The sequence below is a fragment of the Selenomonas sp. oral taxon 137 str. F0430 genome (assembly GCF_000183625.1).
GTDB classification, from domain to species: Bacteria; Bacillota; Negativicutes; order Selenomonadales; family Selenomonadaceae; genus Centipeda; species Centipeda artemidis.
In genome coordinates, this window is the sequence record NZ_AENV01000011.1 from 103158 (window position 1) to 114551 (window position 11394).

Consider the following 11394-nt stretch of genomic DNA (forward strand, 5'->3'; position numbering starts at 1 on the left):
CCGTGCCTTTCCTCAACTCCTCATCTTTTTACTGTTGATGGCTTGACTTTTTATTTGCAGCCTTCATACTTCGGAATTCGTCCACTTCAGGAATAAGGCTTAGGGATGAGCCATTTTGCCAGCGCACCAAAATGCTTCCAGCATCGTCTACTCCCCAAACCGTCCCCAATGTCCCGGCAGGAGGCGCTTGGGTATCTTCTATCGAGATAATCTCGACCACCGTCCCCGCGGGGTACTTTTTGCGGAACATTTCGATGTGTTCTTTACTGGGAAATTTCATTATAAGCAGTCTCCTTTGCGATGTCCGCATTTGAATGCACTGTTCCCCCAAAGATTCTGAAGGAGAATTTTCCGGGTGGTCTTATACTTATTTCCAATCAACCCCAATCGCAAAAGGAAGCAGCGGAATGCGTACTTGGGGTTGTCCACTTTCTTTTCTTTGGCAAGTACACGCTTCTGCCGCTGTGCCATATCGCACAGCTTGCTGATGAAATCAGCGTAGGCACGATACGCCTCCGGCGTGAGTGTTCCGTGAAACCATGCGAAAGTAATCCGCTCCTCTGTCAGCGTATAGTTTACCTCCTCGATGTCGAACGCCGCCTTGATGAGATTCCCTTTGCTTTTGAGCAAGGCATCTAAATTTGCCAATGCAGTGTCGGAGAAATTTTCCCTCGGCATACTGATAGAAAGATTGACGATATCCTCCTGTGACTCAATGGGGGCAGATTCCTCCATGATGTGTTCCTCGACTGTCTGCGCCATCGCTTCAATCTCCGTAATCTGTGTACCCTCCTCCTGCAGAGTGTCCTTGGCCTCTTCCATACTGCTGTCAGTGAGAACATCCCCTTCGGACTGCTCTGCCATGAATCCTGCTGCTTCAATGGCTGCGAGGACGTTTGCCGTCTGCTCATCCTTCTCGAAAATCAGCACGCCGTGCTTAGTGACCTCGTAACTGCCAATCTGAAAGGCAAAGCTCGGTGTCCCCATATACTTTGGTCTGATTCCCAAAGCATCTCCGATAGTCTTGACTAGGCGCTTGCGGTCTGCTCCGCTCACGTTGTAATTGCGTTCCATGATGTTGTCCTCCTTTGTAATGGTGTGGTTTTCCATGTCTATCTATCACTCGCCGAGGCAGAAATTGCAAGTACTTTTTGAGATATACTCTCATAAAGCAACGACCATGCAGGATTTTTGCATCCACATGGTCGTCTTCCTCTTGAAGATTGTCGATAAAACTACGTTGATTATGTATCCCTAAGAAAACTCATCTTTGTAGAATTTGGTGTATCTCTTCTTGCCGTTGCGCTTATCTGACTGAAAGAGCACGGCGAAGTACGGAGCGACATCGTCCTTGCCCGCCTTCATCACGCCGTTCTCGATACTGTGTCCCAAAAGATAGGCTGTGTATTCCAAAGGAAGCGCGGCAGTATCGAAGGTGAGGTCGTAGGATGCGGTATTCGATGCCGTATCTACGGACTGCCCGTCGGCGAAAAGCTCCGCCTGATTCGTCTGTGGCTTGATGTCCACCTTACGCAGAAGTTTTCCGAGCGGAATCGGAGCCTCGTAGGTCGCCGCTCCTCCTGCCACATCGGTGAGCATCTTCGCGATATGAAGTTTCTGGATGTTGATGAACTGCCCGCTCGTAAGATTTGCGGCGGGCTTTCCAGTTGGTGTTGGACTTGGCATTTTATTCTCCCTCTACTGCTGTTCTGTAGTCTGTGATTTCAACGAAAATATCTTTCTCAAAAAACTCCTGCGTCTGCGCCCGAACAAAGCCGAGCGGCAGAAGCGCCTTCTGTACAGCTTTATGAATCTCCCGAAAGCGTCCGTCCTTTGTCAGAACGTGGATGCGCAGCGTTATGCACCGTTCCAGTTCTGCGCCGTCTGCCGAGAGCACGGGAACATCGGAGATCACCGAATAGACGATGATCGGGTATGTCCCTGCGTCGGGGCTGCGTCCGTGGTAGATGCTCTTCTTCCCGTGTGCAAGAAGCTGCGTCACATCGCGTGAATGAGAAAGCGCCTGATATACGGCTCGTGCAACACTCATCTTCCTCTCCGCCGTATCGCAGACCGCACGGCATCCACAATGGCAGAGCGGATACCGTCCTTCTTGGCGTCAAGTGCGGGATAGAGAAATGGGCGGTTGATTCTCGGGCTGAACTCGACAAGCACGCCGTAGGGCACACCGTCCTGAGATTCTGCATCCGCCGCGATGCGCCAGACAGAGCCGTCCTTTCGACGCAGCCGCTTGTGGATGGAGTCACGGAGTGCGCCCTTGACCACGCGCTTATCTGTTCCCGTATAGACGGGACAGCGATTCTTTGCCTCTGCGACCACATCGTCCGCACCGTGTGCGAGGGCTTCCTTTGCCGCAGCCGTCGCCTCTGCGCCGAGTTCCGAAAGGATCTTCTCGGCAGAGACGAAACCTCGGTATCTAGCCATCCTCCACCAACTCCCTGCATTCCAGAACAAGCCATTGCTTCTTCCCGCCGAGCGGATAGGGCGGCGCAATCGGCGTGAGCGTTTTATCTCCCCAACGGATACGATCCGTCACTCGTACATTCGCACGGTAACGGATAACGACACGATGATCCACCTCCTGCACCTTCTCCGCATATCCGTCCGAGATTTTTGCGGCAAAGGGCAGAACGAGTGCCCACGCCTTTCCTACTTCCTGCGTTGTTTGCGCGAGGATATTCCCCTCATCGTCCGTATCCGTCACAGGTCGCAGAATGGAAATTCGGTGACGCAGTTCACTCATGGACACTCTCACCTAAAAGACCTCCTTCCGTACACCAAAGAGCAGAGAGCGCAATGTCAGCGCAAGACCTCTGTGATCCGCTTCCTCCCGGTGCTCGTAGAGATAGGACACGGCATAGAGAATTGCAACGCGCACAATCGCCTGATCTTCAACCTTGGACAGCTTCTTCACGCGCAGTAATGCTGTACAGATTTGTTCTGCCGTTTCCGTAAAGTGCGTGAGGAGATCATCCTCTTCATCGCCGTCAATCCTAAGATACTGCTTGACTGCTGCAAGCGGCACAAGCATAGAACCACCTCTCTTCTTTTGCCGCATATTTCACAATCAGCCCTTCATCTTAAGCGTCTGCACGGCTTCCTCAAGAACGAGCTTTCCGTCTACCCGCTCCTTCATGACGTAGCCGACCATACCGTTGCCTGCAAACAGCTCCTTGAGTTCCTGCAGGGAACGTGTCCCACGGTCGCCGATGTTGTAGTAGGAGTAATCCCCGAATGCAATGACGATCTTTCCCGCCTCGACAGCGGGCATATACGCCGAGGAGTAGACGGGATAGCCGAGCAGACGGTCGGGTTCGCCCATCTGATACGACGGCTGCCAGAAGTATGCGCCATTCGCATCCTTGAGTTTGCGGATGCTGGCAAGCGTCTGGTCGTTGACGATGAATGCTGCATTCTTGCGGTAGGGACGCTTGAGGTTGTAGACGAGTGTCACGAGTTCGTCTGCCTTGAGGTCGGCTGCCGCCGTGGTAACGGATGTCTTTGCCGAGGCAAGAAGTCCCTTCGGCTTGTGCGTCCCATCGCCGTTCAGGAATGCGTCCTCCTCTGCGTTGCCGAGTGCCTTGCCGAACTGCTCGATGAGATAGCTCTCAAGGTTGAATGCGTTATCATAGAGAAGTTCCTCCGTCACCTTGACCGCAACATGGAGCTTGTGCGCGTCGAGGACGATCTGGTCAAAGGTCGCATCCCCGAAGGTGAGCGGCGCACCTTCCTCAATCCACGATGCGGCGGGCTTTGTGGCGGCAATGTTGATCTTATGCTCTCCGCTTGTGGTAATCACCGTCGCAAGCGGGCGCAGAACGTTCTCCTCATTCAGAACGTCGATCAGACGCTGATCGTATTCCTCGGGAACGAGATAGCCGCCGTTTGCATCCACGCCTTCCTGCAGGACGTTCTCCACCTGCCGGAAATTCGTACGCAGTGCCTTGAGCATTGCCGCACGGTATGCCTTGCTTGCACGCCCCGTCTTTTCAGAAGACAATCCTGCCCCCGGAGTGTTGGTGATCGCCGCTGTCACAGGCTTTGCGAGCTGCGCGTCGAGAATCGCCTGACGCTCCATGCGCTCGATGTCCTTCCCGAGCGCAAGCACCTCATTCTCCATCTGCTCGTACGCTTTGGCATCCTCTGCCGTAAGACGACCGTCCTTTTCGTGAGAATCCAGAAACTGCTTTGCCTGTTCCCACATTTCCGCACGCTTCTCGCGCATTGCCATGATCTTATCCATGTTCTTTTTCCTCCGTTAATGCGAAATAGAAAAGAGCCGCTTCTTAAACGGCTCTGCATCGACATTAGTATTTTGCGTTCCCTGCCCGAATTTCGAGAGCAGAGAGTTCGTGACGGCGGCACGGGAGAAGATCAGTCCGTCCTCCATATCCGTCACAGGACGCTGAACGTCCGCATAGAGAACAGAATCTGCAAATCCAAGCTCCACTGCTTTCTTTGCGTTCATCCACGTTTCGGCATCCATGAGCCTTGAAATCTTGGCACGGGACAATCCCGTCCTTAACTCATAGGCGTTGATGATGCTCTCCTTGATCTCGGCAAGGAATGTGATTGTCCGCTCCATTTCGTGCGTGTCTCCGATGGAAACAGTCATCGGATTATGGATCATAATGGTGGCCACGGGCGACATCTCAACTGTTGTTCCTGCCATCGCAACAACAGAGGCAGCTGATGCCGCAATCCCGTCAATCTTGACATTGACGTTTCCCTTATACTCCATGAGCATATTGTAGATCTGTGCCGCTGCATAGCAGTCGCCGCCCGGCGAGTTGATCCAGAGGTCAATATCTCCCTCAGCTGCGTTCAGCTCAGAGCGAAACGTCTGGGGTGTGACTTCATCGCCCCACCACGTCTCGTCCGAGATTTCACCGTCCAGAAGCAAGATTCGCTTCTCTCCCTCGTTCCGTACCCAGTTCCAAAATTTACGCTTCATCGCTTTCTCCCTCCTGATTTCCTGCGAACAAGCCCGCATCCTTCAGTTTCGTCATATTCCCGTTGATAAGGTATAGATCGCCGCCCTCGCTAGATTCAATCGGATTCATGTCTTCGAGACTGCGGATGTCGTTTGCCGAGAGCCATCCGTTCTGCCGCCCGATGGCATATCCCTCCATGCGGCTCTTGTAGTCTCCGCGCAGCAACCCGTCCACGTTGAAACGGATGAAGTAGTCCTTCCGCTCTTTATCCGTCAGCAGTGCTTTTTGCAGGGACTGCTCCCACCGCACCACCCACGGATTCAGTGTGTATTTGACAAATTCAAGCGACTGCTGCTCGATATTTGAGAAACTGGACTTCTCCAAGTCTCCCACCATATGCGGCGGCACACGATAGAGCCGTGCGATCTCGTCGATCTGGAACTTCCTCGTCTCTAGGAACTGAGCCTCCTCGGGCGGTATGGCAATCTGCTGATATTTCACGCCCTCTTCCAGCACAGCAATCCTGCCTGTGTTCATTGTACCGCCGTAGACGGCGTGCCAGCTCTCACGGAGCTTCGACGGATCTTTGAGAACCCCCGGATGTTCGAGTACGCCGCCCGGACGCGCACCGTTCTTGAAGAATGCCGCGCCGTACTCTTCCGTTGCCAGAGCGATGCCGATGGCATTCTTCGCCATAGCGATGGGGCTGTAGCCCACAAGACCATCGAAGCCGAGTCCCGGAATATGCAGCACATCCTCACGTCGCAGACGAATCTGCCCCTTATCCGCAAAATTCGGATTCTCCTCCGTGCTTCTGGTGTAGGTGTAGTAGAGTTCGCCTGTGTGGCTGTCACGGCTCACCTCCATCTTGTCCGGGAGCAGCGGATAGAGACCAAGAACACGTCCACTGCCATCCCGAAGTATCTGGGCATAGGCGTTTCCCCACAGAAGAAGGTGAATCATCATTGTTTCGCGAAATATAAAGGAGGTCATCTCGGGATTCGGTGCATCGTGGAGCAGGAGGTACAGCGGGTGCTCCGGCACGCGCTCTTTGCCCTGCCCTTTGTATGCGTAAACATGAAGGGGCAGCCCTGCGATGGATTCTGCGAGGATGCGGCCACAAGCGTAGACTGCCGTCGTCTGCATCGCGGTTCTCTCATTGACCGCCTTGCCCGCCGCCGTCTGCCCAAACAAAAAGGACAAGCCGCCGAGATGATTCATGGGCTTGTCCCGCGAACGGAAGAGTTTTGTAAAGAAATTCATATAATCCCCCCCTTGAAGATGATTGTATGCTATGATATACATATTTTTTTTTAGACTTGCAGAAAGGATGCTTCTGATGAAAAAGCTCGCTTTATTGATTGTATGCTTCCTTTTGATTGTGATGAACAATTCATATTGCTATGCTGTTCGTAGTGAAATATATGAAAATCGACTAGCATATTCGTCGGATCTGTATGATGTCTATATAACCACAAATCTTGTTGAAAATCAGCTATTCAATTTCTACTCCAATAAAAAGATCGAGATGACCATCATAAAGAAGATAAAATCGAGGTCATATGTGAATCATATTCAAAGCGTGATTCGTGAATTTTATGCACCACCATTTTGGAATCCGGAGGATATTGTTTCAAGGATTGGTTCTGCCTACGCTAACAATGATTTATGGATTCAAGAAAAAATATATCTAGACTTTAGAACACGATCTGTAGCGATATTTGATGAATCTTTATGGACGAAAGCGGGGAAAAATCCTGAGATTATACTAAACCTAGATCCAGAAGGTACGTTTCATACAGACTACAACTTTTCCGACATGGATAATAGCCCTGAATATGCCGAAATCGCCAATGCTTCAATAGAGTTCCTCGAATCAATTAAGGATACTTACTTCAATAAAAACAAACGCAAAGAACATGAACTAAATGTGATATATTCAAGAAATTTTGACTACTACTGGGCAAGATTGACAAAGAAATGGGAAAAAACTGATGATATTGATCCGAAGACTGAAAAAATCTTCTATGCACGTTTTACCGATATATATGTTGACGCACAATCTATTCGCTGGGTAGATAACTACCTTGAAGGATGGATACGTCTTGATATTGATGTAGGGCGGCTCATAACCCCTGAAATGTCGAAAGAAAAACAGGACAAATTATTAATGAATATACCGATAAAGTCTGCTTTATACTACACAAGATTTGACCCAAACAAGAAACAATTTCTAGTGATTGCAGGTTATGAAACTGCAAGAGATGGCAGTGTAAAAAAATATGTGTTGAAGACACCTGAATTATGGACATATGATTCCGCCCCTGATGTCGTAGCAGGGGTATTAAATAAAGTAGCGGACATATACAATCATAAAAGAGACTTTTGGGGAAGTAGAGGAACTCGATAAACTGTGGTTTGAGTAAGCAGATTAAATGGGGGCTTAATGTCATCGGTGTAAAGATACAATTCGCTCACATCACCAACACCCCACGATTTTCATACACCGATTCCGACGTATCGTTCCCACACCGAATCGCACGGTCAAGTGCCATAATGAGCGCGATTACACCGTCGATCTTCTCGGTGGACTTCTCCTTGTCCGCCTTGATGTTGCCCGCAGGGTCGGTGCGAATAAAGATGTTGTCTGCCATCCAGCGCATGACGGGATGCCCGCCGTGCGCTATTTTCTTTTCCAGTGTCAGCTTCATCAACTCTTTGGTCGGCGGACTCATATCCTTGAAGCCTTGCCCGAACGGAACAACGGTGAATCCCATTCCCTCAAGGTTCTGCACCATCTGCACCGCGCCCCAGCGGTCAAAGGCAATCTCGCGGATGTTGTACTTTTCGCCCAATTTCTCGATGAACGCCTCGATGAATCCGTAATGCACAACATTCCCCTCCGTGGTCATGAGAAAGCCCTGCTTCTCCCACACGTCATACGGCACATGGTCACGCCGCACGCGCAGGTCGATGTTATCCTCGGGAATCCAGAAGTACGGAAGCACGGCAAACGGCTCATCTTCCTCGGTCGGAGGGAACACGAGAACAAATGCCGTAATGTCCATCGTGGAGGAAAGGTCAAGACCGCCGTAACAGACACGTCCTTCCAAACCATCCGCATCCACAGGTATGGCGCACGCATCCCACCTATCCATTGGCATCCACCGCACGGACTGCTTCACCCACTGATTCAGACGCAGCTGACGAAAGCTGTTTTCCTCGGCAGGGTTCTGCCGTGCAGAGTCACACGCCGCCTGTACCTTGTCGATGCCGACCGTGATGCCGAGGGACGGATTCGACCGTTTCCATACCTCGGGGTCTGTCCAGTCCTCATCTTCCTTCGCTCCGTAGATCACGGGATAGAAGGTCGGGTCGATTTTTCTCCCTTCGAGAATGTCCTTCGCTTTCTGGTGCGTCTCGTAGCAGATGGACTGCGTATCCGTTCCTGCCGTGGTGATAAGGAAGTAGAGTGGCTGCATACGCGCATCGCCGGAGCCTTTCGTCATAACATCAAAGAGCTTGCGATTCGCCTGCGTGTGAAGTTCGTCGAATACAACGCCATGGATATTGAAGCCATGCTTCGAGTATGCTTCTGCCGAAAGCACCTGATAAAAGCTATTCGTCGGAAGATAGACCATTCGCTTCTGGGAGGCAAGGATCTTCACCCGCTTACCGAGTGCGGGACACATCCGCACCATATCTGCTGCGACCTCAAAGACAATGCTCGCCTGCTGACGATCGGCAGCACAGCCATACACCTCGGCACGTTCCTCCCCGTCGCCGCAGCAAAGGAGCAGTGCAACGGCGGCCGCAAGTTCGCTCTTCCCGTTCTTCTTCCCTATCTCGATATACGCCGTGTTGAACTGGCGATACCCGTTCGGCTTCAAAATTCCGAAAATGTCTCGGATAATGCGCTCCTGCCAGTCGATGAGTTCAAAGGGCTTTCCTGCCCACGTCCCCTTCGTATGGCACAGACACTCGATGAATCCCACAGCGTAGTCCGCAGCTTCTTTGTCATAATGCGCGTTCTCTGCCATAAACTTTGTCGGCTTGTAGTCCGTAAGTTTTCGCAAGCAATCACCCCCATCAAAAAAGAGCCGCTGTCAGCGACTCGAAATATCTGTAACGAGAAGCAGCCCCGAAGGGCTGTTTTGTTGTTCGGCGTGGCTTAGATGCGCTTCATGCACCAAGCCATCGCGTGCCCGCCGTCCTCGAAAAGCTCGGTGGCGGCTTCGACAAGGTTCAAGCGGCATTCGATGTCCGCGAATCCCGTCTCCTCCGGCGTTTCGACCATCTCATAAACGGCTGCGTGGAAGCCCCAGCATTCCATCCCGACCACAAGGATCTGCTCGCCGTACCGCAGGATCGCGCCGCTCGTTCCGAACCGCATCTCATCGAGGTGCTCCATCGTAGTGGTCTTCGGCCATCTTGCTTCTGCGTTTCTCATTTTGTGTTCCTCGCTTTCTGTGTGTAGGTTGTTCCCTTTGGTCATGTACATATATGCCTCTAAACGCAGAATATAGCAAGTCTTATTTTCGATAAATCACACTTATTTTTCGAGAGAAACACAGCCCCGAAAGGCTGTGCAAGAAGCCGTAAAACTTACTCTTCGCCCGTGAGGATAAAGCGTACATACGCCGCACGGTTCTCTTCGATGAAGCAGATGAGTTCGTAGAATTCCATCTTAAACGCCATCCTCTGAACAGCGGGAATGTCGAACATATTCACTCGCCCGGAGTCGCGGATGTCCATGATCTGTGAGAAAACCGTTTCGTTCATGACCTGCCGCCTTTCTCTGCAATGCGGAAGGAGTCCACGCTGGGGATAAGCCTGAGTGACGATCCTGTCTCCCATCGGACGAGAAGCTGTCCCGCATCGTCAACGCCCATGACCTCGCCCATCGTTCCCGTCGGCGGGGCTTGCGGATCGTCCATTGCGAGGAGTTCCACCCGAGTCCCGCGCGGATACCGCTCTCGAAGCACGGCGATCTGCTCCCTACTCGGAAAGCGCATGACGCTCATCTCCCTTCCGATGTCCACTCTTAAAGGCGCTGCTGCCCGTGAGGTTCTGCAAGAGAATCTTTCGCGACTCTTTGTAGGCACTCCCGATCATGCCAAGGCGCAGGAGGAAACAGCGGAAGGCGTATTTCTCGTTGTCCACGATCTTCTCCTTTGCCGTGACGCGCTTCTGTGTCCGCGCCATCAGGCAGAGCTTGCTGATGAACTCGGCATACGCCTTTGCCGTCTCGTCGGTGATCGTCCCGTGCAGCCATGCAAAGGTGATGCGGTCGCCCTCTAGCGTGTAGGTCGCTTCTCGGATGTCAAAGGCATGGCGAATGAGCCGCTCCTTGCTCAGAAGGAGTGCATCCAGATTGTTCAGTGCGGTCTCCGTGAAGAGACTGCGCGGGAGGCTGATGGAAAGGCTGTCCTCGGAGGAGTCAGCTTCTGCATCTGCCGTTTCCGTCGGGGTGGAATCGTTCTGCGCCGTGTCCGCGCAGGAGGGCTCGTTTTCCCCATCCTCGGACGTAAAGCCCGCCTCGCGCAGTGCCGTCCGCACACGCGCCACCGTCGCTTCGTCAGCCCCATCGTCGAAGCAAAGGCTGCCGTCCTTCGTGATCTCAAATGCGCTGACCTTGTAGGAAAACCTCGGTGCGGCGCAGTAGACGGGCTTTTCGCCGACTGCCTTGCTGATGATCCCGACCATCGCCTTGCGCTCTTCCTTCTGGATGTTGTAATTGACCTTCATTTTGAAAACCTCCTTTATGAACTTTGGTCATTACATTCATCACTCGTATGGGAAGAATTAGCAAGCGGATTGTGTTGTATACACCATAGCCTCAGTGAGATAAACCACAGAGTATTATCATTTCACAGAATGAGGAGCAGTCATCCGCTCGAGCATCTTGCCCGTCATCCAGATCGCCCCGTCAATGACAAGCGGCAGGAAGATGCGGTCACGGAATCTGCACCATCCTGACTCCTTCTCGGCACTCTCTTTCAGTGCCGCCGTATACGCCGCCGACACTTCACGCGCCGCAGGAAGCCCCTTCTCATGCAGCCATAGGACGGTCGCTTCCTTCGCCTCCGTCCGCACGAAATCTCCCACATGATTTTTCAGTTCGTTTTGAATGTGTTCCAGTTTCATCTTCAACACTCTCCTTCATAGTCCGTTACCCCACGCGCAATGGCGCGGGCAAATTCATCCTGCTGCGAACGCAGAAGCTCTGCGTCACCCGCATGGTCGATAAACGCAAGTTCCACGATCACAGCGACCGCATCGGTGTTGCTCAGAACGTACAGACCGTTGACACCGGGCTTTGCCCCCTTCACGCTGCGATCCACGGTTCCGAGTGCATCCATAATCTGATTCTGGATGCACTGTAGCCAGTTTCTCTCCCTCTCCGCTTCCGTAGTAGTGCCAGACCTCTGTCCCCTGA

Annotated in this window: 16 protein-coding genes and 2 pseudogenes; 1 reads left to right on the forward strand and 17 read right to left on the reverse strand. The window is 52.3% G+C overall.

Annotated elements, in window-relative coordinates; all coding sequences use genetic code 11:
• Window positions 1-28: 28 nt before the first annotated feature.
• The 10 genes and pseudogenes from HMPREF9162_RS08875 to HMPREF9162_RS08925 form a co-directional block, all read right to left on the reverse strand.
• Window positions 29-280 (reverse strand): DUF4314 domain-containing protein, encoded by a 252-nt coding sequence (locus HMPREF9162_RS08875; RefSeq protein ID WP_009728904.1) that lies wholly within the window; start codon window positions 278-280, stop codon window positions 29-31.
• A complete protein-coding gene (locus HMPREF9162_RS08880; RefSeq protein ID WP_037350519.1) occupies window positions 280-1074 on the reverse strand; it encodes a hypothetical protein in 795 nt (264 codons plus the stop codon). The genes HMPREF9162_RS08875 and HMPREF9162_RS08880 overlap by 1 nt, the downstream gene beginning before the upstream one ends.
• A gap of 183 nt (window positions 1075-1257) precedes the next feature.
• Window positions 1258-1686 (reverse strand): annotated as a pseudogene (locus tag HMPREF9162_RS08890) (major tail protein); the annotation flags it as partial.
• Window position 1687: 1 nt separating this feature from the next.
• Complete coding sequence (locus HMPREF9162_RS08895; RefSeq protein ID WP_009439040.1) at window positions 1688-2050, reverse strand: DUF3168 domain-containing protein; 363 nt, start codon at window positions 2048-2050, stop codon at window positions 1688-1690.
• Complete coding sequence (locus tag HMPREF9162_RS08900; protein WP_009439097.1) at window positions 2047-2445, reverse strand: HK97 gp10 family phage protein; 399 nt, start codon at window positions 2443-2445, stop codon at window positions 2047-2049. The genes HMPREF9162_RS08895 and HMPREF9162_RS08900 overlap by 4 nt, the downstream gene beginning before the upstream one ends.
• On the reverse strand, window positions 2438-2776 hold the full coding sequence (locus HMPREF9162_RS08905) for a phage head closure protein (RefSeq protein ID WP_009439017.1): 339 nt from the start codon (window positions 2774-2776) through the stop codon (window positions 2438-2440). The genes HMPREF9162_RS08900 and HMPREF9162_RS08905 overlap by 8 nt, the downstream gene beginning before the upstream one ends.
• Window positions 2777-3052 (reverse strand): head-tail connector protein, encoded by a 276-nt coding sequence (locus tag HMPREF9162_RS08910; protein ID WP_006306686.1) that lies wholly within the window; start codon window positions 3050-3052, stop codon window positions 2777-2779.
• Window positions 3053-3088: 36 nt separating this feature from the next.
• On the reverse strand, window positions 3089-4264 hold the full coding sequence (locus HMPREF9162_RS08915) for a phage major capsid protein (protein ID WP_009439069.1): 1176 nt from the start codon (window positions 4262-4264) through the stop codon (window positions 3089-3091).
• 15 nt (window positions 4265-4279) lie between these two features.
• On the reverse strand, window positions 4280-4975 hold the full coding sequence (locus tag HMPREF9162_RS08920) for a head maturation protease, ClpP-related (protein WP_009438977.1): 696 nt from the start codon (window positions 4973-4975) through the stop codon (window positions 4280-4282).
• Window positions 4965-6218 carry a phage portal protein gene (locus tag HMPREF9162_RS08925; protein ID WP_009439039.1) on the reverse strand — a complete coding sequence of 418 codons (1254 nt, stop codon included), beginning with the start codon at window positions 6216-6218 and terminating at the stop codon, window positions 4965-4967. Before HMPREF9162_RS08925 ends, HMPREF9162_RS08920 begins: the two co-directional genes overlap by 11 nt.
• Window positions 6219-6537: 319 nt before the next feature.
• Here HMPREF9162_RS08925 and HMPREF9162_RS08930 point away from each other — a divergent pair, with 319 nt between their 5' ends.
• Complete coding sequence (locus HMPREF9162_RS08930) at window positions 6538-7365, forward strand: hypothetical protein (protein WP_217490390.1); 828 nt, start codon at window positions 6538-6540, stop codon at window positions 7363-7365.
• A gap of 64 nt (window positions 7366-7429) precedes the next feature.
• On the opposite strand, the gene HMPREF9162_RS08935 is transcribed toward HMPREF9162_RS08930, so the two are convergent.
• The 7 genes and pseudogenes from HMPREF9162_RS08935 to HMPREF9162_RS08965 form a co-directional block, all read right to left on the reverse strand.
• Window positions 7430-9031, reverse strand: coding sequence for a terminase large subunit (locus tag HMPREF9162_RS08935; RefSeq protein ID WP_009439015.1), 1602 nt, complete (start codon window positions 9029-9031; stop codon window positions 7430-7432).
• 95 nt (window positions 9032-9126) lie between these two features.
• On the reverse strand, window positions 9127-9405 hold the full coding sequence (locus HMPREF9162_RS08940) for a hypothetical protein (RefSeq protein WP_037350273.1): 279 nt from the start codon (window positions 9403-9405) through the stop codon (window positions 9127-9129).
• 155 nt (window positions 9406-9560) lie between these two features.
• A complete protein-coding gene (locus HMPREF9162_RS08945; RefSeq protein WP_009438987.1) occupies window positions 9561-9737 on the reverse strand; it encodes a DUF5049 domain-containing protein in 177 nt (58 codons plus the stop codon).
• Window positions 9734-9970 (reverse strand): DUF4314 domain-containing protein, encoded by a 237-nt coding sequence (locus tag HMPREF9162_RS08950; RefSeq protein ID WP_037350526.1) that lies wholly within the window; start codon window positions 9968-9970, stop codon window positions 9734-9736. The genes HMPREF9162_RS08945 and HMPREF9162_RS08950 overlap by 4 nt, the downstream gene beginning before the upstream one ends.
• Window positions 9954-10703 (reverse strand): hypothetical protein, encoded by a 750-nt coding sequence (locus HMPREF9162_RS08955; protein WP_009439011.1) that lies wholly within the window; start codon window positions 10701-10703, stop codon window positions 9954-9956. Before HMPREF9162_RS08955 ends, HMPREF9162_RS08950 begins: the two co-directional genes overlap by 17 nt.
• Window positions 10704-10820: 117 nt before the next feature.
• On the reverse strand, window positions 10821-11102 hold the full coding sequence (locus tag HMPREF9162_RS08960) for a hypothetical protein (protein ID WP_009438578.1): 282 nt from the start codon (window positions 11100-11102) through the stop codon (window positions 10821-10823).
• 2 nt (window positions 11103-11104) lie between these two features.
• Window positions 11105-11394 (reverse strand): annotated as a pseudogene (locus HMPREF9162_RS08965) (N-acetylmuramoyl-L-alanine amidase); the annotation flags it as partial.